The organism is Reyranella sp. CPCC 100927 (genome assembly GCF_007859315.1).
Classification (GTDB): Bacteria; Pseudomonadota; Alphaproteobacteria; order Reyranellales; family Reyranellaceae; genus Vineibacter.
Window position 1 is genome coordinate 23,408 of the sequence record NZ_VOHA01000018.1, and the last position, 22,415, is coordinate 45,822.

Annotated in this window: 22 protein-coding genes; 11 read left to right on the plus strand and 11 right to left on the minus strand. The window is 66.4% G+C overall.

Translation table 11 applies throughout. The features are described from left to right. Positions 1–34: 34 nt before the first annotated feature. From FQU96_RS31680 to FQU96_RS31730, 11 genes are all read left to right on the plus strand, one after another. Positions 35–400, plus strand: a complete 366-nt coding sequence (locus FQU96_RS31680) for a YciI family protein (protein WP_146545394.1) — start codon at positions 35–37, stop codon at positions 398–400. A 122-nt stretch (positions 401–522) separates the two neighbouring features. Further along, complete coding sequence (locus FQU96_RS31685) at positions 523–1,227, plus strand: thioredoxin family protein (RefSeq protein WP_146545395.1); 705 nt, start codon at positions 523–525, stop codon at positions 1,225–1,227. Positions 1,228–1,273: 46 nt separating this feature from the next. Next, positions 1,274–1,633 carry a YciI family protein gene (locus tag FQU96_RS31690; protein WP_146545396.1) on the plus strand — a complete coding sequence of 120 codons (360 nt, stop codon included), beginning with the start codon at positions 1,274–1,276 and terminating at the stop codon, positions 1,631–1,633. An 80-nt stretch (positions 1,634–1,713) separates the two neighbouring features. Further along, positions 1,714–2,985, plus strand: a complete 1,272-nt coding sequence (locus tag FQU96_RS31695) for an epoxide hydrolase family protein (protein WP_218574955.1) — start codon at positions 1,714–1,716, stop codon at positions 2,983–2,985. 87 nt (positions 2,986–3,072) lie between these two features. Then, complete coding sequence (locus FQU96_RS31700; protein WP_146545398.1) at positions 3,073–3,354, plus strand: DUF427 domain-containing protein; 282 nt, start codon at positions 3,073–3,075, stop codon at positions 3,352–3,354. A gap of 34 nt (positions 3,355–3,388) precedes the next feature. Next, positions 3,389–3,973, plus strand: coding sequence for a GNAT family N-acetyltransferase (locus FQU96_RS31705; RefSeq protein ID WP_370461571.1), 585 nt, complete (start codon positions 3,389–3,391; stop codon positions 3,971–3,973). A gap of 100 nt (positions 3,974–4,073) precedes the next feature. Next, positions 4,074–4,490: a DoxX family membrane protein gene (locus FQU96_RS31710; RefSeq protein ID WP_178130821.1), complete on the plus strand. Its 417-nt coding sequence runs from the start codon at positions 4,074–4,076 to the stop codon at positions 4,488–4,490. 93 nt (positions 4,491–4,583) lie between these two features. Continuing rightward, positions 4,584–5,030: a VOC family protein gene (locus FQU96_RS31715; protein WP_255468648.1), complete on the plus strand. Its 447-nt coding sequence runs from the start codon at positions 4,584–4,586 to the stop codon at positions 5,028–5,030. After that, a complete protein-coding gene (locus FQU96_RS31720; protein ID WP_146545402.1) occupies positions 5,027–5,368 on the plus strand; it encodes a helix-turn-helix transcriptional regulator in 342 nt (113 codons plus the stop codon). The genes FQU96_RS31715 and FQU96_RS31720 overlap by 4 nt, the downstream gene beginning before the upstream one ends. Beyond that, entirely contained in the window at positions 5,365–5,847 is a 483-nt protein-coding gene (locus FQU96_RS31725) for an SRPBCC domain-containing protein (RefSeq protein ID WP_146545403.1), read from the plus strand. The genes FQU96_RS31720 and FQU96_RS31725 overlap by 4 nt, the downstream gene beginning before the upstream one ends. Further along, positions 5,844–6,869, plus strand: a complete 1,026-nt coding sequence (locus FQU96_RS31730) for a methyltransferase (RefSeq protein WP_146545404.1) — start codon at positions 5,844–5,846, stop codon at positions 6,867–6,869. The genes FQU96_RS31725 and FQU96_RS31730 overlap by 4 nt, the downstream gene beginning before the upstream one ends. Before the next feature lie 50 nt (positions 6,870–6,919). On the opposite strand, the gene FQU96_RS31735 is transcribed toward FQU96_RS31730, so the two are convergent. From FQU96_RS31735 to FQU96_RS31785, 11 genes are all read right to left on the minus strand, one after another. Then, positions 6,920–7,714, minus strand: coding sequence for a xanthine dehydrogenase family protein subunit M (locus tag FQU96_RS31735; protein WP_146545405.1), 795 nt, complete (start codon positions 7,712–7,714; stop codon positions 6,920–6,922). A gap of 27 nt (positions 7,715–7,741) precedes the next feature. Then, positions 7,742–10,102 carry a xanthine dehydrogenase family protein molybdopterin-binding subunit gene (locus tag FQU96_RS31740; RefSeq protein ID WP_146545406.1) on the minus strand — a complete coding sequence of 787 codons (2,361 nt, stop codon included), beginning with the start codon at positions 10,100–10,102 and terminating at the stop codon, positions 7,742–7,744. Between the two features lie 55 nt (positions 10,103–10,157). Further along, the gene (locus FQU96_RS31745) at positions 10,158–10,637 is read right to left on the minus strand and encodes a (2Fe-2S)-binding protein (RefSeq protein ID WP_370461572.1); all 480 of its coding nucleotides are present in this window, start codon (positions 10,635–10,637) and stop codon (positions 10,158–10,160) included. Positions 10,638–10,864: 227 nt separating this feature from the next. After that, entirely contained in the window at positions 10,865–11,545 is a 681-nt protein-coding gene (locus tag FQU96_RS31750) for a carbon monoxide dehydrogenase subunit G (RefSeq protein ID WP_146545408.1), read from the minus strand. A 79-nt stretch (positions 11,546–11,624) separates the two neighbouring features. Further along, positions 11,625–13,580 (minus strand): hypothetical protein, encoded by a 1,956-nt coding sequence (locus FQU96_RS31755; RefSeq protein ID WP_146545409.1) that lies wholly within the window; start codon positions 13,578–13,580, stop codon positions 11,625–11,627. A 121-nt stretch (positions 13,581–13,701) separates the two neighbouring features. After that, on the minus strand, positions 13,702–15,228 hold the full coding sequence (locus FQU96_RS31760) for a M81 family metallopeptidase (protein WP_146545410.1): 1,527 nt from the start codon (positions 15,226–15,228) through the stop codon (positions 13,702–13,704). A 170-nt stretch (positions 15,229–15,398) separates the two neighbouring features. After that, complete coding sequence (locus tag FQU96_RS31765) at positions 15,399–16,553, minus strand: AAA family ATPase (RefSeq protein WP_146545411.1); 1,155 nt, start codon at positions 16,551–16,553, stop codon at positions 15,399–15,401. 212 nt (positions 16,554–16,765) lie between these two features. Next, positions 16,766–17,854, minus strand: a complete 1,089-nt coding sequence (locus tag FQU96_RS31770) for a M14 family metallopeptidase (RefSeq protein WP_146545412.1) — start codon at positions 17,852–17,854, stop codon at positions 16,766–16,768. Positions 17,855–18,384: 530 nt separating this feature from the next. Continuing rightward, positions 18,385–19,761, minus strand: a complete 1,377-nt coding sequence (locus tag FQU96_RS31775; protein WP_146545413.1) for an HlyD family type I secretion periplasmic adaptor subunit — start codon at positions 19,759–19,761, stop codon at positions 18,385–18,387. Then, on the minus strand, positions 19,758–21,533 hold the full coding sequence (locus FQU96_RS31780; protein WP_146545414.1) for a type I secretion system permease/ATPase: 1,776 nt from the start codon (positions 21,531–21,533) through the stop codon (positions 19,758–19,760). Before FQU96_RS31780 ends, FQU96_RS31775 begins: the two co-directional genes overlap by 4 nt. 205 nt (positions 21,534–21,738) lie before the next feature. Beyond that, on the minus strand, positions 21,739–22,287 hold the full coding sequence (locus FQU96_RS31785; RefSeq protein ID WP_178130822.1) for a toxin-activating lysine-acyltransferase: 549 nt from the start codon (positions 22,285–22,287) through the stop codon (positions 21,739–21,741). Between the last annotated feature and the right edge of the window lie 128 nt (positions 22,288–22,415).

Below are 22,415 nucleotides of genomic sequence, written 5' to 3' on the forward strand. Positions count from 1 at the left end.
TACAAGCAGGCGGCACCAACCGAACCGAGGCCATATGCTTTACGCCATCTTCATCTACGGTCCCGAGGCCGAAGTCGCGTCCTGGAACGAGAAGCAGCATGCCGACGTTGTCACCGAGCACACGGTCCTGCGGGAGAAGCTGACCGCGCAGGGCAAAGTCGGCCCCGTGGTGCGCCTGATGCCCACCACGACCGCAGTCACGGTGCGCAAAGGCAACGAACCGGTTGTCATCGACGGCCCGTTTGCCGAAACCAAGGAGCAGCTGCTGGGCCTCTATACGGTCGACTGTGCCACGCTGGACGAAGCGATCGACATTGCGAAGGCCATGCCGTGGGGCACTTTCGAGATTCGCCCGGTCTTCCGGTTCTTCCCGGGAGCCGCCTTGCCGGAACAAGCCTGAAAATCAAATCGGCTGCAGAAAATATCACCGTCGCTGTCGGCACGTCATCGCGTCGTTCGTCCTGTGAGTAGCCGCCACGATCCTGGTGCTCGGGGTGGCAACCCAGGCGGCAGGAGCGTGCGATGGACGGTTCGAGAGTGGTATCCCCCAACGACTGGCTGGCGGCACGCCGGCAGCTCCTGGAACGCGAGAGAGAGCTCATCCGGCTACGCGATGAGGTGAGCACAGCGCGGCGGAACCTGCCGCGCGTGCGGGTCACCAAGCCCTATGTCTTCGACGGGCCCAACGGCAGGGAAACCCTGGCGGATCTCTTCGGCAAGCGCCGCCAACTGATCATCTACCACTTCATGTTCGGGCCGGGCTGGAAAGAAGGCTGCGTGGGATGTTCGTTCCTGGCCGATCATATCGACGGCCTGCGCGTGCACATTGCCCACCGCGATATCTCCCTGGTGGTCGTCGCACGTGCCCCGATGCCTCAGATCGAAGCCTTCCAGGAGCGAATGGGTTGGCGCTTCAGGTGGGTGTCGTCATCCGGCAGCGACTTCAACTACGACTATCACGTCTCGTTCACGCGCAACGACATGATCGCGGGCCTCGTCTACTACAACTACGAAATCCGCGAGTTCATGAGCGAGGACCTGCCCGGCGTCAGCGTTTTCTACAAGGATGACGCCGGCGGCATCTTCCACACCTACTCCGCCTATGGCCGCGATGCGGAGTCCCTGTGCGGCGCCTACAGCTACATCGACCTGACGCCGCTGGGCCGCCAGGAGGAAGAAGGCCATTGGCAGGCGTGGGTGCGTCACCACGATCGGTATATCGACTAGGCGTTCCCGAAACCGTCGCGCTGGCCACATGCCGCAAGGACGTCCCATGAAATACCTGTGCCTCGTCTACCTTGACGAGACGAAACTCGATACGCTCTCTCGCAGCGAGTCAGCGACCCTGGTCAAGGAGTCCGTCGGATACGACGACGTACTGCGCCAGAGCAACCATCTCATCGTTGCGCATGCTCTCAAGCCGACCAAGTCCGCCCGAACCGTGCGGGTCCGAAAGGGTCGCGTGCTCAAGACCGACGGTCCCTTCGCGGAGACCAAGGAACAACTCATCGGTTTCCTGCTGATCACCGCCAAGGACATGGACGACGCTGTTGCCGTCGCCGCCAAGATTCCATTGGCCCACATGGGAAGCATCGAGGTGAGACCGATCCAAACGGCCGGCGATTCATCCTGAACCGGTCCGTCGTTTTGTCGATCCGCCCCGATGTCATTCGTCCTCGGATGGAATCCCTGACGGAGGCCCCGAGCAGTATCATGACGAACGAACACAATGCACAGCACTGCAGCGACATCAAATTGCGGCGGCGCACCATGCTGCTCGCCGGCAGTGCGGCGACGGTCATCGCGGGCGTGCGCGCTTCACACCAGGCCGTCGCACAAGCGGGCCCCGGTCCGATCACCGCCTTCACGTGGCGGGCACCGCAAAGCGCCCTTGATGACCTGAAACGGCGTCTCGACCAGGTGCGCTGGCCAGAGCACGAAACCGTGACCGATTGGTCGCAGGGCGTCCCGCTCGCCCGACTCCGCGCCCTGGTCGAGCACTGGCGCACCACGTATGACTGGCGCCGCTGCGAGGCGGCTCTCAACGGCCTGGGGCAGTACAAGACCCTGATCGACGGGCTCGACATCCACTTCCTGCATGTGCGCTCACCGCACGCCAACGCCCTGCCAATCATCCTCACTCACGGTTGGCCGGGGTCGGTGATCGAGTTCCTCAAGGCCATCCCGCTGCTGACCAACCCCACGGCGCACGGTGGGCGCGCCGAAGACGCCTTCCATGTCGTGGTGCCGTCGCTGCCGGGATTCGGTTTCTCCGGCAAGCCGGCAGAACGCGGTTGGAACGCCGAGCGGATCGCCCGAGCCTGGGCCGAACTGATGCGGCGCCTGGGTTATAGCCGCTATGTCGCCCAAGGTGGTGACTGGGGTGCCTTTGTGACCACCGCCCTGGCGCTGCAGCGTCCGGCAGGACTCGCCGCCATCCATCTCAATATGCCGCTGGTGCTGCCGCAGCCGCTACCGACGACCGGGTCATCCCCAGTCGAGACGCGTGCGATCGCGGAGCTGACACGCTTCCTGCAGGACGGCGCAGGGTATTTCCAGATCCAGGCGACCCGCCCGCAGACGATCGGCTATGCGCTGGTGGATTCCCCGGTGGGCCTTGCGGCCTGGATCTATGAAAAATTCCATGCCTGGACCGATAACAAGGGCGATCCGGAGACGGCGCTGACCCGCGACGAGATGTTGGACGACATCACGCTCTACTGGTTGACGGAGACAGCCGCTTCATCGGCGCGCATCTATTTCGAGCAGGCCGCCACCGGCATCTTCGGCGTGGTCGTCGACTTCCCGGTGGGCTGCAGTGTCTTTCCGCGCGAGATCGTGACGGCGCCGCGGAGTTGGGCCGAACGCGTCTACCCCAAGCTGATCCATTGGAATGAGCTCGACCGCGGCGGTCATTTCGCGGCGTTCGAGCAGCCCGTGCTGTTCGCACAGGAATTGCGCACGTGTTTCCGCTCCTTGCGCTGATAACGCTTGACCTGACGGGGCACTTCCGCCGGTGCCCCGCAGTTCCTATGTTTCCGGTGACCAGGAGACAGCAATGGAGGATTCGCCATGAAAGCGATTTGGCGTGGCCAAGTCATCGCCGACAGCGACCAGACCCTCGAGGTCGACGGCTACCGGTACTTTCCGCGCGACGCGGTGCGCATGGATCTGCTGCGGTCGACGCCCAAGACCGAGAACGATCTGAAGTGCCCGCATGGCGTGCAGTTCTACGACGTCGCCGACGGTGCCGCCAGCAGCCCACGGGCTGCGTGGTCTTACGAGGCGCCGCGGGCCGCCATGAAACCGGTCGATCATTGGATCGGCTTTTGGGAAGACGTCGAGATCAGTTGATCACGGTCGGCCTGCGCCGACGTCGGATGGAGGGATCATGACGTCTGTCGTATCAAACATTGCACCCGCCGACGCCGAGCGCGCGTTTCAGGTCGTTCTGCGCGCGTTCGAGCGCGATCCCATGGCCCGCTGGTCGTTTCCCGACGCGCAAACCTATCACGATCACTTCCCCGTCGTGATCCGGGCGCTCGGGGGCCGATCCTTCGCCCAGGGTGGCGCCCATGAAGTCGACGGGTACGCCGGCGTCGCCTTGTGGCTACCGCCCGGTGTCGAGCCGGATCACGAGACCCTTGAGGCCCTCATGACCACCAGTGACCCGACACCGCTTCAGCGCGAGGTCGCTGCCGTCGTGGAGCAGATGGCGCATTACCATCCCCCCGAGCCGCATTGGTTTCTGCCGTTCATCGCCGTCGACCCGGCGCATCAGCACAAGGGGCATGGATCGACACTACTGGCGCATGCACTGCGCCAGTGCGACCGCGACCACCTGCCGGCCTATCTGGAGTCGAGCAACCTCGCCAACATTCCGCTGTACCAGCGCCATGGCTTCGAGGTTCTGGGCACCATCCAGGTCGGGTCCTCGCCACCGCTGACCCCCATGCTCCGCAAGGCCCGCTGACAGCGAGCGCGCCATCGCGATCACGTGAACCGGCGTCACTGGACCCGGTTCGTCTTACAGGCAGACAAATCGCCAACCATCGTCGCAACGGAGGTTGATGATGGACGAAGCCCTGGCACGTGCCCTGTCGCGGGCGCTTCTGGTGCTGCGCATCACCCTGGGCGTTTTCCTGCTCCAATGGGGCGTGGAGAAGTTCGTGGTGCCGCAGAATACCACCGCGATCTGGGGTTACTTCTATGGCCTCAACGTCTCGCAGAGCGTGGGGTACGTGTTTGGCGTCGCCGAGATCGCCATTGCGCTCTGCCTCTTCCTCGGCCTGTTTCGCACGATCGCCTATGGCGCTGCGGTGGCCCTGCACACGCTCAGCGTGGTCGTGTCCTGGCGCCAGCTCATCAATCCATGGGCGGATGATTTCAGCCATCTGTTCATCGCCGGCGTGCCCGTTCTGGGCGCGATGATCGCCCTCTTTCTGCTGCGGCACTGGGATCGCGGCGTCATGGCGCAGAAACCGGCGTAGCGAAACGCAGCCCACATAATCATTTTCGTAATTGACAATGATTTCCAATTATGGAAATCATATGCCATCGCCAATGTCTTCATGAGGCCTGCCATGACCATCACGATCGTGCCCGCCTTGAGCTATGCCGATCCCAACGCTGCCGTCGCTTTTCTCGAGGCGGCGTTCGGCTTCGAACCCGGGCTCAGCGTCACCGACTCCGAAGGGCGCGTGCAGCACGCCGAGCTCACCTACGGCAACGGCCGGATCATGCTGGGGATAGCGGACTGGGCTGACTGGGCGAAAAGCCCCAAGGCGGTGTCGGGCGCCAACACGCAATGCGTTCATGTCGAGGTGGGCGACGTCGACAAGCATTGCGCGCGAGCGCGCGCCGCGGGCGCCGAGATCCTGGCCGAGCCGACCGACCAGTTCTACGGCCACCGCACCTATCGCGCCCGCGATTGCGAAGGCCATGTGTGGACGTTCGCGCAGCCGGTGCGTGAGGTCTCGCCGGCAGAAATGGAAGCCGCCACCGGCCTCAAGGTCAGGGAACGGCCGTGACATCACCGGACATCGACCGGACGCTGGCGGCACTGGCCGATCCGGTACGCCGGCAGACCATCGACATGCTGCGCCGCGGGCCGCGACGGCCCGCCGAACTGGCTGCCGCGTTCGACGTGAGCGGACCAGTGATGAGCAAGCACCTGCGCGTGCTGCGCAAGGGCCGGCTGATCGAGGAAGTGGCGGTCGAAGACGACGCGCGCATGCGGCTCTACCGCCTGCGGCCGGAGCCGTTCGAGGGCCTGGGTGAGTGGCTCGAGCAGGTGCAGGCCTTCTGGAACGATCAGCTCGGCGCCTTCAAGGATCATGTCGCACGCAAGCAGCGGGGCGGCCGGTGAGCGCCAAGGTGATGGTGGCGGTCACGGTCGCAGCCGATCCCGTCACGGCATTCGAGATCTTCACGCAGGAGGTCGATGCGTGGTGGCGGCATGGGCCGAAGTACCGCTTCCGCGGCAAGAGGTCCGGCATCATGCGGTTCGAGCCCGGCGTCGGCGGCCGGCTGGTCGAAGTCTACGACGCGGCAGCCGGCGATCTATTCGAGGTCGGCAAGATCCTGACGTGGGAACCGGGCGCGCGCCTCGCCTTCGAGTGGAAAGGCCCGAACTATCGCCCCGGCCAGGTGACCATGGTCGAGGTCCGCTTCATCGCGACGCAGGACGGCACGCGGGTCGTCGTCGAGCACAGTGGCTGGGAGAGCCTGCCGGCTGGGCACCCGGCGCGCCACGGCATGAACGAGGTGCCGTTCCTTCACAGCATGGCCGGCTGGTGGCGCGAACAGCTCGCCAGCGTGAAGGCACACGACCGGAGGACTCCATGACACCCCAGGAACTGCCACCGCCCATCATCCTCTTCCGCATGGTGACCGGCTACTACGTGTCGCGCGCGGTTCACCTCGCGGCCGAGCTTGGCATCGCCGACCTGCTGGGCCAGGGGCCGCTGCACTACGAAGCACTGGCGAGCCGTACCGCAACGCATCCGTCCTCGCTCAATCGCGTGTTGCGCCTGCTGGCGGGCGCCGGCGTGCTGAGCGAGGAGGATGGCGGCCGCTTTGCCCTGACACCCGTCGGCGCCTGCCTGCGCCGCGACGTGCCCGGCTCCATGCATGCGGCCGCATTGCTCTTCGGCGGCAACACGCAGCAGGCCTGGGGCGAGCTCCTGCACAGTGTGCGAACCGGCGAGCCGGCATACCGCCGCGTCTTCGGCGCCGATGCCTTCACCCATCTGGAGCAGCATCCCAACGACGCCAGGACCTTCGACCTCGCCATGGCCGGCTTCACGCGGATGATCGCCGGTGCCGTCGCCGCCAGCTACGACTTCTCCCCGTTCGCCACCGTGATGGACGTCGGCGGCGGCAACGGCATGCTGCTGGAGGGTGTTCTGACGGCGCATCCCACACTGCGCGGCATCGTGTTCGACCTGCCGCACGTCGTGGAGCATGCCCGCGCCCGCCTCGTCGAGACAAGCCTCGCCGATCGCTGCACGGCAGCTGCCGGCGACTTTTTCGCTGACGTGCCCGCGGGCGCCGACGCCTACATGCTGAAGCACGTCATCCACGACTGGAACGACAAGCGCGCCACGGCGATCCTCAAGAACTGCCATCGCGCCATGACGCCCGACGGCAAACTGCTGCTGGTCGAAGGCGTCTACCCGCCGCGCATCGACGGCTCGGACACGGCCTTCTCGGCGGCGGCCAACGACGTGAACATGCTGGTCTGCACCGGCGGCCGGCAGCGCTCGGAACAGGCATTCCGCGACCTCTACAACGCCGCGGGTTTCCGGCTGACGCGCATCGTGCCGACGCCGGCCCGGGTCTGCGTCATCGAAGGCGTGAAGGCCTGAACGACGAAGGGCGGCCGCGGGCCGCCCTTCTCGATGGGATAATGGTCCGATCAGCCGGCCGCGGCGACGGCGCGCTTGGCCATCACGGTGACCAGGTGGGCGCGGTATTCCGGGCTGCCATGGATGTCGCCGTTGAGCCCGTCGGCCGGCACCTTGATGCCGGCGACGGCGTCGGGCGACCAGGTCTTGGCCAGCGCGTCTTCCATCGCCTTGACGCGGAAGGCGCACGCACCGGCGCCGGTCACCGCCACGCGCGGGCCCGACGCGGTCTGCGCGACGAACACGCCGACCATGGCGTAGCGCGAAGCCGGGTTGGGGAACTTCATGTAGGCGGCCTTGGTGGCCGTCGGGAAGCTGATCGACGTGATCATCTCGCCTTCCTTCAAGGCCGTCTCGAACAGGCCCTTGAAGAAGTCGTCAGCCGCGATCTTGCGTTCGTTGGTGGTGATGGTGGCGCCCAGCGCCAGCACCGCCGCCGGATAGTCGGCCGCCGGGTCACTGTTGGCGACCGAGCCGCCGATGGTGCCGCGGTTGCGCACCTGGCCATCGCCGATGTTGGCGGCGAGCTTGGCCAGCGCCGGGATCGCCTTGGCGACGTCGGCCGAGGCCGCGACCTCGGCGTGCTTGGTCATCGCGCCGATGGTGACGGTGTTGCCGTCGACCTTGATGCCGCGCAGATCGGCGATCGCACCGAGGTCGACCACGTCCGACGGTTGCGCCAGGCGCTGCTTCAGAGTCGGGATCAAGGTCATGCCGCCGGCCATGAGCTTGCCGTCCGACGCCTTCTTCACTGTCGCTATGGCGTCAGCGACCGACTTCGGCTTGTGATACGCGAAATCGTACATTGCTGCTTCCTCCTGAACCCTGAGCGCTCAGTGCGCGTGAATGGCTTCCCACACCGCACGCGGCGTGGCGGGCATCTCGATCCGATCCTGGGCGCCGACCTGGGCCAGCGCGTCACGGACGGCGTTCATCACCGCGGCGGGTGCTGCGATGGCGCCGGCCTCGCCGCAGCCCTTCACACCCAGCGGGTTGTGCGGGCACGGCGTCACCTGGTAGCCGAGCTTGAACGACGGCAGGTTGTCGGCGCGCGGCATGGTGTAGTCCATGTACGAGCCGCTCAGCAGCTGGCCTGAGTCCTTGTCATAGACCGCGTTCTCCAGCAGCGCCTGGCCGACGCCCTGGGCGATGCCGCCATGGACCTGGCCTTCGACCACCATCGGGTTGACGATGTTGCCGAAGTCGTCGACCGCCACGAAGTTCACGATGTCGACGACACCGGTGTCGGTATCGATCTCGACCTCGCAGATCTGCGTACCCGACGGATAGGTGAAGTTCGACGGGTCATAGAACGCGTTCTCGTCCATGCCCGGCTCGAGCTTGTCGGACGGATAGTTGTGCGGCACGTAGGCCGCGAACACCGCCTGGCCCAGCGGCACCGCCTTGTCGGTACCGGCCACCTTGAAGGTGCCGTCCTCGAACACGATGTCGGCCTCCGACGCCTCCATCAGATGGGCGGCGATCGTCTTGCCCTTGGCGATGATCTTGTCGGCCGCCTTCATGATCGCCGAACCGCCCACCGGCAGCGAACGCGAGCCGTAGGTGCCCATGCCGAACGGCACCTGGGAGGTGTCGCCGTGCACGACCTCGATCTGGTCCATCGGGATGCCGAGCTTGTCCGACACGATCTGCGCGAACGTCGTCTCGTGGCTCTGGCCGTGGCTGTGCGAGCCGGTGAGGATCTGCAGGTTGCCGGTCGGGTTGAAGCGCAGCTCGGCGCTCTCCCACAGGCCGACACCGGCGCCCAGCGAACCGACCACCGCTGATGGCGCGATGCCGCAGGCCTCGATGTAGGAGCAGATGCCGACGCCCCGCAGCTTGCCGCTGGCCTTCGCTGTCGCCTTGCGGCCGGCGGCCCCGGCGTAGTCGGCGAGCTGCATCGCCTGGTCGAGGATCGGCGCATAGTTGCCCGAGTCGTAGGTCAACGCCACCGGTGTCTGGTACGGGAAGGCGGTGGGCTCGATGTAGTTGCGCCGGCGCAGCTCCGCCGCATCGATCTTCATCTCGTGCGCCGCCTTGCTGACGATCGACTCCACGAGGTACGTCGCCTCGGGCCGGCCGGCACCGCGATAGGCGTCGACCGGTGCGGTATGCGTGAACGCCGCGCGCACGTTGCAGTAGATCAGCGGCGTCGTGTACTGCCCCGCCAGCAGGGTCGCGTACAGATAGGTCGGCACCGCGGTCGCGAAGGTCGACAGGTAGGCGCCGAGGTTGGCGACCGTGTCGACCTTGAAGGCCAGGAACTTGCCGTCCTTGTCCATCGCCAGCTCGGCGTGGGTCACGTGGTCGCGGCCATGCGCGTCGGTCATGAACGATTCGCTGCGCTCGGCCGTCCATTTGATCGAACGCTGGATCTTGCCGGCCGCCCACACGACCAGGGTCTCGTCGGCATAGATGAAGATCTTGGAGCCGAAGCCGCCGCCGACATCCGGCGCCACCACGCGCAGCTTGTGCTCGGGGATGCCCAGCACGAAGGCCGACAGCACCAGGCGCGCCACGTGCGGGTTCTGGCTGGTGGTGTAGAGCGTGTACTGGCCCGTGCCACGGTCGTACTCGGCCGCCGCCGCGCGCGGCTCCATGGCGTTCGGGATCAGGCGGTTGTTGACCAGGGCCAGCTTGGTGACGTGCGCCGCCTTGGCAAACGCCGCATCGACCGCCGCCTTGTCGCCCAGCTCCCAGTCGTAGCAGAGGTTGCCGGGCACATCGGCGTGCACCTGCGGCGCGCCCGCTTCCAGCGTCTTCACGGGATCGATGCTGGCCGTCTGGACGTCGTAGTCCACCGCGATCTTCTCGGCCGCGTCCTTGGCCTGGGCGTAGGTGTCGGCGATCACCATGGCGACGGTGTCGCCGACATAGCGCACCGTATCGAGCGCGATGGCCGGATGCGCCGGCGCCCTGTGCGGCTGGCCGTGCTTGTCCTTGACCACCCAGCCGCAGATCAGGCTGCCGACCTTGGAGTCGGCGACGTCCTTGCCCGTGAAGATCTCGACCACGCCGGGGGCCGCCTTGGCGGCCGTGGTGTCGATGCTCTTGATCCTGGCGTGCGCGTGGGGCGAGCGCAGGAAATAGGCGTGCGTGCAGCGTGCCAGTTGCAGGTCGTCGACATACCGGCCGGCGCCGGTCAGGAACCGCCGGTCTTCCGTGCGCTTGATGCGCTCACCGATCTTGGCCATCGTGCCCTCCCTCGAGGAACCGTCGTCCGCTTGCTTCTCTTGTTTCGGACAGGACTCAGACGCCGGCGGCTTTCATGGCCGAGGCGCCGGCGACAATCGCCTTCACGATGTTGTGGTAGCCGGTGCAGCGGCAGATGTTGCCTTCCAGGCCGTGCCGCACGATCTCTTCGGTGACGTTGTAGTTGTGGCGCTTCACCAGATCGATGGCGCTCATCACCATGCCCGGCGTACAGAAGCCGCACTGCAGGCCGTGGTTCTCGCGGAACGCCTCCTGCATGGGGTGCAGTTCCTCGGCGCTCTTGGCCAGGCCCTCAATGGTGGTGACCTTGCCGCCCTCGGCCTGCACCGCCAGCAAGGTGCACGACTTCACCGACACGCCGTCGACGTGCACGACGCAAGCGCCGCACTGGCTGGTGTCGCACCCGACATGCGTGCCGGTCAGGCCAAGATGCTCGCGCAGGAACTGGACCAGCAGCGTGCGCGCTTCAACGTTGCCGGAGACGGTCTTACCGTTCACGGACATGGACACGGACATCGTCATTTCGCAGTGCTCCCTACCGCCACATATGGTGAAGGCGGCCGTCCTGACGACGTGCCGCGCGTCCGCAAGTGGCTCACAGCATGGCAATTTGCAGCAGTATGGGTCAAGGGGATTGGCACACGGCGGGTGAGGTCTCCCCGCTCGATGCGCCTCGTCCTTGGCCCCTCACCCTCCGACGCATCGCGTGGGCCCCTCCCTCTCCCGCTGGCGGGAGAGGGATTCTAGCGGATGGCGAAGTAGGCGATGACCAGGATCGCCACGCCGGCACCGATCAGCAGCCAGTGCTTGTAGCCGCGCTCGGCCGAATCGGTGGCGGGCCGGGCCGATGAGCCGGTGCTGTTGACACCGCTGCCCGCGCTGGTGCTGGCCGCGGCGGGTGCTGCAGCCGGCGCGGCGGGCTCGGGCGCCGGTGGCGGCGATGCATCGCCGGCTTCCGCCGTGTCGGCTGCCGGCGCGCCGCCGCCACCCACGACCTCGGAGAACTTGCTGAAGAACTCGTCGGCCAGCTTCTTGGCCGTGCCGTCGATCAGCCGGGCGCCGATCTGCGCGATCTTGCCGCCGACCTGGGCGTCGGCCGTGTAGTTCAGCACCGTGCCGCCACCGTCGGCCTCGGTCAGCTTCACCACGGCGCCGCCCTTGGCGAAGCCCGCGGCGCCGCCCTGCCCTTCGCCCGAGATCCGGTAGCCGTTGGGCGGGTCCATGTCGGACAGGGTGACCTTGCCGCCGAACTTGGCACTGACCGGCCCGATCTTCATGCGCACGGTGGCCTTCAGCTCATTGTCGCCTGACTTCTCCAGCGTCTCGCAGCCCGGAATGCATTGCTGCAGCACCGCCGGATCGTTGAGCGCTTCCCACACCTTTTCACGTGACGCCGGGATTCGGTATTCGCCGGAAAATTCCATGTTCAGTCCTTTCGCAACGACCCTACTGGCGTCGGCCTAGCGGACGGTCAAACCGGTCGGACGGCGGGCCGGTGGGGCCTCACCACTTCCCGGTAAAGGATTCCGGCGGTGGCTCGGCCAGCGGCTGGCGCAGGGAGACGTAGATCGTAGCGATATAGGGCACCGCCATCAGCAATGCCATGGCCGAAAACCAGTTGGCTTGCACATTGGTGAACAAAGCCCGGATCACCCATTTGCCGCCATCCGGCGCCGGCCAACCTGAAGCCAGGCGGGCGGCGTCGCCGTGGAGCTTGATGGCCCCCTCGGTCAGGCTGAGCGCGATGGCACCGCCCACCAGCAGGGCCGTCAGCAGCAGCTCGGGCCACAGCGGCGCGAAGCGGCTGTGGACCTTCTCCATGTGCACGTAGCCCTTGCCGCCGTCGTAGCCCAGCAGGCGCCCGAACGACAGCGCCTTGGCGACCGACTGCACACGCGGCACGTGGCCCGTGCGCAGCAGCGAGGCGAGCTTCCATACCATCAGCACGACGCTGGGCACGGCGAAGTCCATGATCGGGAAGTCGCGGTAGCGGCCATCGATGGCGATGATGCGTGCGGTATCGCCGATGCGGATGACGCCGATGTACCAGTCCACGGTCAACACGATCAGGTGGAAGACGCAGAGCACCGTGAACGCCAGGTACATCACCTGCAGCAACAGGTCGGGACGTTCCGGGATCCGTGCCCGCGGCAGGCCGCGCCAGGCGCTCCACGCCTCGCGCACCCGGGCGCCGTACAGCGACGCATCCGCCATGCGGTTGGTCAGGCTGTCGCCGATGCCGCGCAACAACGGATAGGCGAACAGCACGCCCATCACGACGTAGAACACGACACCGACGGCCCGCATGGCATAGAAGGCATGCTCGTAGTTCAGCCATGTCGCCTGAACCAGGCAGGTCACGACAGCCTGGGCGAAGAGACCGAAGGCGACGATGGCCACCGCTCCCGGGCGGCGGCGCGAGATGGCGAAGCCCAGCGCCAGCAGCACGCCACCGACGCTCGAGACAGCGAACAAGGCCCGCCAGGCGGGCTCGGCACTGACCTTGGCGCCGATCTCGAACTTCTGGTGCCGCGCGCCGTCATACAGGCCCCAGGCACCGCCGACGGTGCCTTCCTGGTGGCTCTTCCAGCCCTGGTCGAACGCCTCGACCAGGTTGTATTCGAGCTTGGCGGTCTCGGCGAGCCGCTTGAAGAGCGCGTAGTAGCGGGCCTGCTCGACCAGCCCCGGCCGCGCATCGGCGCGCATGCGCCCGGCGCTGGGCCAGCCGGTCTCGCCGATCACCACCCGCTTGTCGGGGAAGGCGCGCTTCACGCGCTCGACCACGTCCATGATGTGGGTCTTGATGGCGAGCTTGTCGTAGGCCGGATCGCCATTGGGATCGATGCGATCCATGCCGATCGGCTCATCCTCCCAGTAGGGCAGGATGTGGATGGTGATGATGTCGACTTCCTGCGCCACCTGCGGGTTGCGCAGCCAGTACTCCCACACCTCGGCGTAGGTCACCGGCTGCTTCACCTGGCGCTTGACCTGGCGGATGTAGCGGATGAGCTGGTCGGCGTTGAGGTCCTTGCGCAGCAGCACTTCGTTGCCGACGATGACGCGATCGACGTTGTCGGCATAGCGGTTGGCATGCTCGATCAGCGCCGAGATCTGCTCCAGGTTCTCGCGCTCGACACTGTTGAGCCAGGCACCGTGCCAGACCTTCAGGCCGTACTTGCCGGCCAGCCGCGGCACCGCCTCCATGCCCTCCAGGCTGGTATAGGTGCGCACCGATTGGGCGCGGCCCTGCATCAGCTTCAGGTCGGCCTCGATCTGGGCGGCGTTGGGGAATTCCCGCGTGAGCGGGCTCTGGCCCGGGCGATAGGGCGCGAAGGACAGGCCCTGGACCGGCCCCGGATGCCACGCGATCGCGCGCGGTTCGTTGGGGATACTCCACCACAACCAGTTGAGGGCCGTCACGACGACGAGAACGAGAATGGCGGCCAGTGCACGCTTCATGGTTCGTTTTAGCAGCCCTGGCCGCGAGGTCGATGGGGAAAAGTGACGGCCCGGGAGCGCGGGCGTCCCGCCCGCTCATGAGCGGGCCGGACGCCCGCGCTCCCAGGACATAAAACACCCCTCACGCTGGCGCCCACGTCGTCTCCTCGTCGAGCGGATAGACGGGGCGCGGCAGGCGGCGCCAGGGGAAGGTCGCGAGGTTGGGCGACGTGAGCCCCGGGCAGTCGACCTCGTAGGTCCGCTCGGCCGGCACGTAGCCGTCGAAGCCGGCGCGGAAATGGCCGCGGCTCTTGACGACAATCGTGCGCGCCAGTGCGGGATCCAGGCCGAACTGCTCGAACTGCATGGGATCCAGGCACTGCTGGCGGTGGGTGATCACCACCAGCTTGATGCCGTCGAGATCGAGCAGCGCCGAGGGCCCCATCTCGCAGGCCATGCCGCGGGCCAGTCCGCGGCGACCGACATAGCGGCCGTCCGACAGCGCGGCGACCGTGGCATCGCATTCCCAGGCCTGCGAAAACGCGTCCTGCTCGCGCGTATTGAAGCGGGCATGAAACGGCGCACCGCGGCCCAGGCGATGCGCTTCCTCGGCCACCGCCGCGTCGTTGAACACGCCGCAGATCACGCCCTTGGCGCCGGCGTCCTTCAGCGCCTTCAAGAGCTGCACCGTGTTGCCGCGGCCGCCGCCACCGGGATTGTCGGCGACATCGGCGAGGATGATCGGCGGCAGGCCCGGATCGTTGCCGACGGCGACCGCCATGCGCACGGCATCCTCCAGCGACGTCATGCGCCGCTTGAAGCGCTCGCGCATGTCCCAGGCGCGACTGCTGATGTCGCGGGCCAGGGCCTCCGCCGCAGCCAGATCGCGATCGCGCGTGGTGACGATGGTGGTGAGGCCATTCTTCGGGGTGTCGCTGTAGGAGAACCCGGCCATCACCGACACATTCATGACCTTGCCACCGACCTTCGAGAGGCCGTAGTTCATGACGTCGGCATACGGGCCGGTCGCGGTGAGCAGCGAGATCTGCGGCGCCACCAGCGGAATCTTCACCATCGCCGTGGCCGTGCGCACGCCGCCCAGCAGTTCGCGCATGTGCTGCGCCGCCTCGACGCCACGCTCGCGGATATCGGTGTGCGGGTTGCAGCGGTAGCCCACGAACACCGAGATGGTGTCGACCATGCGCGGCGAGACGTTGGCGTGCAGGTCGAAGGTGCCGATCACCGGCATGTCGGGCCCGACGATGCCGCGGATCATCTCGTAGAGATCGCCGTCGGGATCATCGCTCTGGGTCGACAATGCAGCGCCGTGTGAAGAGACATAGACGCCGTCGAACGGTCCCTGCTTGCGCAGGCCATCCTCGAACTCGGCCAGCAGTTCACGGAAATAGCCGTGCTCGACCGGCCCGCCGGGCTGCGCCGAGGCGATGCGCAGCGGCACCGGCGTCCAGGCGCCCGTGCGATCCATCTCGGTCACGAAGCCCGGCATGTCGGGCATCAGGCACGGCGCCGGCTTGCGTGCCTCGACCAGCAGCGCGTTGCCGCGCATGTCAACGTCGTTGGCGAAGTCCTCGCGCGTGCTGACCGGCGCGAAGCGGTTGCACTCGATGGCGAAGCCCAGCAGGGCAATGCGCGGGGATGTGGCGGTCATGGGATGCTCCTTCTTCTTATTACCTTCCCCCGCTTGCGGGGGAAGGTGGCGCGTCGCGCCGGATAGGGGGGGTCCAACGGAAATGGTGTTCGTCATCCACGTCAACGCTGTTGCAACACCCCCCATCCGCCCTTCGGGCACCTTCCCCCGCAAGCGGGGAAGGTAATCAGTTAGCGTGTCGGCCATGTCCATAGCGGTGGTTCGTCATCGACGATGATGGTCTCGCCCAGCTGCTTGTCCAGCACGATACGCCGCGCGTTGCGCTGGCCGTCGAGTTCGCTTACCAGCGGCTGGGCATGCGAGACGACGATGACCTGCGTGCGTCGCGCCGCCTGGATGATCAGCCGCGCCAGCGGCGCCAGGAGGTCGGGATGCAGGCTGGTCTCCGGTTCGTTCAGCACCATCAGTGCCGGCGGCCGCGGCGAGAGAAGTGCGGCGATCAGCAGCAGGTAGCGCAAGGTGCCGTCGGACAGCTCCGCCGCCTTCAGCGGGCGCAGCAGGCCGCGCTGGTGCATCTCGAGCTCGAAGTAACCATCGACGGCGGCGACCTCGACCGCGGCACCGGGAAAGGCATCGGCGATTGCCGCGTCGAGCGCTTCGGCATCGCCGGTCTCGCGGATGGTCTGCACCGCGGCCGCCAGATCGGTGCCATCACCGCTCAGCACCGGCGTGTAGGTGCCGACCTGGGGTCGCCGCGCCGGCGCCTCGTTGTCGCTGCGGAAATGGTCGTAGAAGCGCCAGTCGCGCATGCGCTCGCGCAGCACCAGCAGTTCCACTGCCTCGCGCGGATCGCTGCAGTGGGTCATCATGCTGTCGAATGTCGCGAGGTTGGTGAAAACCTGGCGCCATTCGCCGCCGTCGTCGCGGATACGCACACCAGGCCCGTTGCGCACGGCGAAGGCGTTGGCGCGACCCAGCACCTCGCCGGTCCACACGCTCTCGGCCTTGATCACCGGATCGCGCGTGAACGCCGACCGGGACGGGATCGGCAGGCCGAGGTCGATGGCATAGCCGTAGTCCTCGCCCGAGAAACCCAGGCGCACGCTGATCGGGTTCTTGCGCACGGTGCCCTGCACCGGCTGCTCGCCGCGCTTCATCGCGCGCGAGAAGGATTCCGGCCCCGCCCACAGGGTGGACGGCAGGCCGCCTTCCCGGGCCAGCGACTGCACCACCCTGCCCTGCGCCACGTCGGCCAGCAACCGCAGGGCGCGATAGAGGCTGGACTTGCCGCTGCCGTTGGCGCCGGTGACCACCGTCAGCGGCTCCAGCATCAGGCGCACGTCGCGCAGCGAGCGATACCCGGCAATGGCCAGACGCGTGATCATGGGATGCTCGGACTAAATCCTCCTCCCCAGCTTTGCTGGAGAGGTGCCCCGATACGACGTTTCGACGCCAAGCGTCGAAACGTCGGTGGGAGGAGGGGAGCCGACGCGGTCTTAATTACTGAAACCACGTCGGCTCCCCCTCCGGCTCAGGTACTTCGACGCAAAGCGTCGAAGTACCGAAACGGCCACCTCCCCCACTGCGTGGGGGAGGGTTACGCCTTCGCGTTCAAACCCTCGATGGCCTGGCGCACGGTCTGGTGGCCGCGGAACAGGATCATCTCCTTCCACTCGTCGGTGTCGGGATAGAACTGCTTGCGCATGGCGGCGCGGATCGGCTTGGCCTCGGCGCCCAGCGGATCACCGTACTTGTGCAGCCAATGATCGCCGCGAAAGGCGCGGCGGCCGCTTTCGCGGTCGTAGGTGCCGAACTCCAAGGTGGCCATCGTCACGCGGGCATTGGGCAAGGCGCGGTTGTAGCCATAGTGGCCCAGGCCGTCGCGGGCCTGCGAGGATGTCTGGCCGCGCTTGGACTCCGTCACCGACTCGCCCCAGAACGCGCGCACGCGCTGGGAGCCGCCGGTATCCGGGTCATAGTGCGTGATCAGCTCGCCATAGCCGAACGGGCCCAGGCCGGTGTGAAAATCGATCACGGCAATGTCGCTGCGGCGCGCCAGGTGGCGCTCGATGATGGCGTGCGTCGTGCGGTTCGACCACGACGGACCACCGCCGCCGAAGAAGAAGCCGTCGGCGTGGGTGTACTGCCCGCCCGACATGGCGCGGTTGAAGTCGACGTCGCCGACCTGGGTGCGGTAGGCCCTGAGCCTGGCTTCGGCGGCTTCGAACGCCGGCCCGCTCAGCGCCGACGGCACCAGAGCGTCGGCGATCTCGAGGTAGCCCGGATTGTCGGGATAGGGTTTGCCGTGATCGACATAGTTGCGGTTAAGGTCGTTGCCCTCCTCTGTCACCCGGCGCAGCCAGGCGAAGCCGTAGGGATTGATGGCGTGGATGAAGAGCGCCGCGGTGTCGCGCCGCAAAGCCGCCACGCCCTTGCGGGCCAACCAGTCGACCTGGAAGCCCGAGCCGCAGAAGCCCTCGACGCCGTGAGTGGACGAGACCGCCACCACCACCTTGCTGGCATCGTCCGGCCCCAGCCACGCCACGTCGGTCGACAGCGCCTCGCCGCCCGGCCCGCGCGCCGCGGTGTCGTAGCGGGACATCGTGGCACCGGCGATGCGGGCGGCGGCGAGGAACTTCTCGCGCGCCTCGCTGTAGTCGGCGGCAAAGGTTGGGTATGCGGACATCGACAAACTCCGGTGGCGGGGCCTGGGCCCGAGACTAGGACGGCCGGGCGGCGCGAAGAAGAGCCGCCGGCGAGGAGACCCGACATGCAGCACGCCGCCACGCGCATTGGCAGAAAGGGCAGATACGGCCAGAAAGTCGATTTATAATTTGATTACAAGGTCTTGGACGATATTGCTCGGCGCGGCCAGGTGGCGGCAGAAAGAGGCTCGTAAAGGCCAGAAAGTCATGCGCTCACGGTGGCACCTGATATGGATGTGCAAGGCGACGGCACCCGTGGATCGCGCCCGCCAGATCGGTGTGTCCTCCTGCGAGGCATATATATTGTTCTCGTTCCCGAAACAACCGGAACGAAACAAAACATTTCAGATGAGTCCGGGTGCCGCCGCACCGGATCCAATCAGATTTCTGAGATGTGCCACGGAAGGCATGCACGAAGCTCCGCGCAGAGGCTGGCGACCGCTTTGCGAATAGGCAGCGCCCATTGTCTCGATGGCAGAGTTACTTCGCTAACCCTGCCGGCGTATCGGCCCTACTGCTCGCGGAAGGCGCGCACGAAGCTGTCGCGCAAGGGCTGCAGCAGGTACTCGAAGAAGGTGCGCTCGCCGACCAGGATGACGCCCTCGACCGGCATGCCGGGCGTCAGATGGACGCCGTTGAGGCGCGCCAGCTCTTTTTCGTCGAACACGATATGCGCGCGGTAGTAGGACCGTTGCGTCCTCTCTTCGAGCACCGCATCGGCGGACACGAACGTGACCTTGCCGCTGATGAAGGGCACCAGGCGCTGCTTGAAGGCCGGCAGCCGGATCTCGGCCGACAGGCCGCTGTGGACGACGTCGATGTCGCCCGGCCCGACCTGGACCTCGGCCACGAGGCGATCATCCACCGGCACGATATCGAGGATCGCGTCGCCCGGCTTGACGACACCACCGACCGTGAGGATGCGCGAGTTCAGCACCGCGCCGGCGACCGGCGCGACGATCTCGCGGCGCACGGCGATGTCAGCAGCCTGCTTCTCGCGCTCTTGCGCGTCGATCACCTTCTGCCGCACGTCCGTGAGTTCGCCGGAGACATCCTGTGTCTGCTGATCACGCAGCGATCTCATCTGCGCCAGGTTCTCGGCGATGCTCGCCTGACTGCGCTTGACCTGCGATTCGAGGTCGCTGCGATTGCCGATCAGCGACGCTTCCTGCCGCTGCAAGCCCAGCAGGCGCGCCTTCTTCTCGAGCCCCAGCCGCACGACTTCGGCAACGATGACGATCTCGCTGCGCAGCAGCGTGATCTGTTCGTCATGCGACTTCATCTGCGATTCGGCGCTCGTGATCGTGGCGTTGAGCTGTACGATTTTCTCGGCAATGACGCGCATCTGGCTGTCGAGCGCGGTGCGCCGGCTGATGAACAGGGCCGTCTGCGCAGCGATCGCGTCGGCAACGCGCGGATCCTGTTTGGCCTCGATGATCTCAGGTGGCCAAGCGATCTCGCGCAGCCCGGCGAACTCGCTGTTCAGGCGAGCGTACTGCGCCATCAAGGTGACGCGCTGCGACTTGGCCGATGCGTGCTGCGCCATGCTGGCGACATCGTCGAGACGGGCCAGGACCTGTCCCGCCGTCACCTTGTCACCGTCGCGCACGAGGATCTCGCGCACGATGCCGCCCTCCAGATGCTGCACGGTGCGACGGCTGCCTTCGACCTTGATGACCCCCGGCGCCAGAGCAGCCGACGACAGCGGCGCAACCACGCCCCACACGCCGAACGTGCCGCAGAACAGCGCGATGGCGAGCAGGCCGATCGCCATCGGCACGAAAATGCGCGGGCCGTCCCTGAAACCGACCTTCGTCTTGGTCGGCGCCGGCGGCCTGACGGGCAGATAGTCCGTGATCGGGATGACGGATTGGGTTCGCGGAGTCATGACACGCCTTGTCCCAGCCGCCCGACGAAAGCGTTGCTGTTGTCGGCGGCAGCCGCCGCGGCCGCAGCCGGCGTTTGCATCACCGGTTTGATCAGCCGCTTCAACACGTCATCGCGCGGCCCGAGCACGTCGATCGCGCCATCGCGCAACACCATCACCTTGTCGACCGCATGCACGATGGCGGGGCGGTGCGTGATCAGGATCACGGTGCTCCGCATCGCCTTCAGTTGCTCCAGAGCGCGGATCAGCGACTGCTCGCCGTCGGTGTCCATATTGGCGTTGGGTTCGTCGAGCACGATGAACTTGGGCTTGCCGAACAGCGCCCGCGCCAGGCCGATGAGCTGCCGCTGGCCGCCGGACAACATGGCGCCGCCCTCGCCGATCTCAGTCTTGTAGCCTGCCGGCAGCTTCAGGATCATCTCGTGACAGCCGGCGAGCTGGGCCGCGGCGATCACGTCGTTCGGGTCGGCATTGTCGAGCCGCGCGATGTTGGTGAAGACGGAGCCGTCGAACAGCTCGACGTCCTGCGGCAGGTAGCCGAGATGCCGGCCGAGATCCTCGCGCGGCCACCCGAACATGCTTGCGCCGTCGAGGCGAACCGAGCCGACCGTCGGCTCCAGCGCGCCGATGACCAGGCGCACCAGCGTCGTCTTGCCCGCGGCCGACGGTCCGAGCAGGGCCAGTGACTCACCGGGTTCGAGGCTGAACGACACGCTCTTGATCATCGAGACCCGGCTGCCGGGGAACGTGTAGTTCAAGCGGTCGACCGCCAGCCGCCCCTTCGGCTCCGGCAACGGAATGCCCGCTGGACGCAGGCGCGGCTGGGACAGGTGGGCATTCAGGCGTTGATAGGACTGGCGGGCGGATACCACCTGCCGCCACGTGCCGATCATCTGCTCGACCGGCTGCAACGCGCGGCCCATGATGATGGACGACGCCACCATCGCACCGCCTGTGATCTCGTTCTGCAGGGCCAGGAAGGCGCCGACACCCAGGCAGGCAACCTGAATGGCCACCCGCACGAATTTGCTCAGGGCCAGCACGACGCCGGTGGTGTCCGATGCCTTGAGCTGGTCGGCGGCCACCCGCGCACCCTGCTCTTCCCAACGGCGGCGCACGGCCGATGCCATGCCCATGCTGTCGATGACCTCGGCATTGCGCGACACCGCCTCGGTGTGGCGGCTCAGGCTCATCGAGTCGGCGTTGGCGCGCTTCAGATACTTGGCAGTCAACGCGTTGTTGAGCAGTGTGACGCCAAACAGCAGAGCCGAGCCACACAACGCGATCCAGCCGATCAGGGGGTGGAACATGAAACACAGGCCGAGATACAGCGGCACCCACGGAATGTCGTAGACCGACATCATGGCCGGGCTGCCGAGGAAGTTGCGCCATGTCGAGAGGTCGCGCAGGCCTTCCATGGTGTAGCGGCTACCCCGGAGTTGCGCTTCCAGTCCGCGTTCGAAGGTTTCCGGTCCGACCGCCTGCTCGAGCCAGGCACTGGTGCGGCTCATGACGACCGTACGGACGCCGTCGAGCACGCCCTGAAAGCCCAGCGCCAGCGCCACGATCAGGCTGAGGTAGAGCAGCGTATCGACGCTGCGCGACGCCAGGACGCGATCGTAGAGTTGCATCATGTACAGCGACGTCGTCAGCGTCAGCACGTTGACGAACAGGCTGAAGACCCCGACACCGGCAAGGTGACGGTGACTGTAGCGCAGCGCGCGCTGCAGCACCGTCGAGTCTTGCTCTGCCTGATTTGACCGGCCGAACATGCTCTTATCGCCTGACAGGTCCGAGAAACGCCCTGCAGCTTGTGTCTATGCACATGGCATGACGGCCGGTCATTTTCTTCCCCCCAACTTTCCGTAAAGCCTCTCGCGTCAGCGCCATGCAAACGAACGCCGCGCGCCCCATCTTTTTTGCTTCCGCAGTCCGTTTTGTTGTTTATTCGCCAGATCGTTTGTTTCTTCACGATGCTTACGACGGCGCTGCCCCACCATACGTCCTGATCGTCACCTTGCCGTCCTTGCCGCGCACGCGCATCTTGACCAGCCGATCCTTGAAATCCTTGGCCGCGAGCTGATCGAGGAACGTCGGGATGGCGCGACGATCGCCGGCCGCGGCCATGATCCAGACGTTCTCGCCCGACGTCCAATCGGCCGGACGGAGCTTCGGCGCCTCGGTCTGCGTGTCGGAAAGCGTCTTGTCGAGGCGATCCGAAACGCGCGCCCAGAGCACTACGGCAACAGGCATTAGCCTGCTCGCTGACGTGCCCGCTTCGCCGACACGCGAGGCGGGCACGGCGGCGTGGGCCACGCCGTACTGGCGAACCACAAGGGGCGGGATCACCAGCCACTCGAGGTCGGCAAGCGTCGCGTTGCGGAAACCCTTGTCGCGCATCAGCACGGCCACAACCTGAGCAAATGACTCCGCGAAAACGTTCCGGGAAGCGCCCTTCGGGCTGTCGGTCGCGCTCGCGAGGGTGGAGCGTTGTCCGACCGACCCGTTCGTGCCGGCACTCGTCATTGATTGGTTCAGCATGACCTTCCTCATCTCGATGGGCCATGGCCCGCGACGTCAGCCGAGCCAGCGGACGTCGTGAATGGATGTGCGCTCATGGATTGGGATGAATGAACACCGGAGTGACTGGTGAG

What these genes read in the sequence shown, in the direction of transcription:
- FQU96_RS31680 (WP_146545394.1), top strand. Translation starts at nt 35, where the DNA reads ATGCTTTACGCCATCTTCATCTACGGTCCCGAGGCCGAAGTCGCGTCC.
- FQU96_RS31685 (WP_146545395.1), top strand. Translation starts at nt 523, where the DNA reads ATGGACGGTTCGAGAGTGGTATCCCCCAACGACTGGCTGGCGGCACGC.
- FQU96_RS31690 (WP_146545396.1), top strand. Translation starts at nt 1,274, where the DNA reads ATGAAATACCTGTGCCTCGTCTACCTTGACGAGACGAAACTCGATACG.
- FQU96_RS31695 (WP_218574955.1), top strand. Translation starts at nt 1,714, where the DNA reads ATGACGAACGAACACAATGCACAGCACTGCAGCGACATCAAATTGCGG.
- FQU96_RS31700 (WP_146545398.1), top strand. Translation starts at nt 3,073, where the DNA reads ATGAAAGCGATTTGGCGTGGCCAAGTCATCGCCGACAGCGACCAGACC.
- FQU96_RS31710 (WP_178130821.1), top strand. Translation starts at nt 4,074, where the DNA reads ATGGACGAAGCCCTGGCACGTGCCCTGTCGCGGGCGCTTCTGGTGCTG.
- FQU96_RS31715 (WP_255468648.1), top strand. Translation starts at nt 4,584, where the DNA reads ATGACCATCACGATCGTGCCCGCCTTGAGCTATGCCGATCCCAACGCT.
- FQU96_RS31730 (WP_146545404.1), top strand. Translation starts at nt 5,844, where the DNA reads ATGACACCCCAGGAACTGCCACCGCCCATCATCCTCTTCCGCATGGTG.
- FQU96_RS31735 (WP_146545405.1), bottom strand. Translation starts at nt 7,714, where the DNA reads ATGTACGATTTCGCGTATCACAAGCCGAAGTCGGTCGCTGACGCCATA.
- FQU96_RS31740 (WP_146545406.1), bottom strand. Translation starts at nt 10,102, where the DNA reads ATGGCCAAGATCGGTGAGCGCATCAAGCGCACGGAAGACCGGCGGTTC.
- FQU96_RS31745 (WP_370461572.1), bottom strand. Translation starts at nt 10,637, where the DNA reads ATGTCCGTGTCCATGTCCGTGAACGGTAAGACCGTCTCCGGCAACGTT.
- FQU96_RS31750 (WP_146545408.1), bottom strand. Translation starts at nt 11,545, where the DNA reads ATGGAATTTTCCGGCGAATACCGAATCCCGGCGTCACGTGAAAAGGTG.
- FQU96_RS31755 (WP_146545409.1), bottom strand. Translation starts at nt 13,580, where the DNA reads ATGAAGCGTGCACTGGCCGCCATTCTCGTTCTCGTCGTCGTGACGGCC.
- FQU96_RS31760 (WP_146545410.1), bottom strand. Translation starts at nt 15,228, where the DNA reads ATGACCGCCACATCCCCGCGCATTGCCCTGCTGGGCTTCGCCATCGAG.
- FQU96_RS31765 (WP_146545411.1), bottom strand. Translation starts at nt 16,553, where the DNA reads ATGATCACGCGTCTGGCCATTGCCGGGTATCGCTCGCTGCGCGACGTG.
- FQU96_RS31770 (WP_146545412.1), bottom strand. Translation starts at nt 17,854, where the DNA reads ATGTCCGCATACCCAACCTTTGCCGCCGACTACAGCGAGGCGCGCGAG.
- FQU96_RS31775 (WP_146545413.1), bottom strand. Translation starts at nt 19,761, where the DNA reads ATGACTCCGCGAACCCAATCCGTCATCCCGATCACGGACTATCTGCCC.
- FQU96_RS31780 (WP_146545414.1), bottom strand. Translation starts at nt 21,533, where the DNA reads ATGTTCGGCCGGTCAAATCAGGCAGAGCAAGACTCGACGGTGCTGCAG.
- FQU96_RS31785 (WP_178130822.1), bottom strand. Translation starts at nt 22,287, where the DNA reads ATGACGAGTGCCGGCACGAACGGGTCGGTCGGACAACGCTCCACCCTC.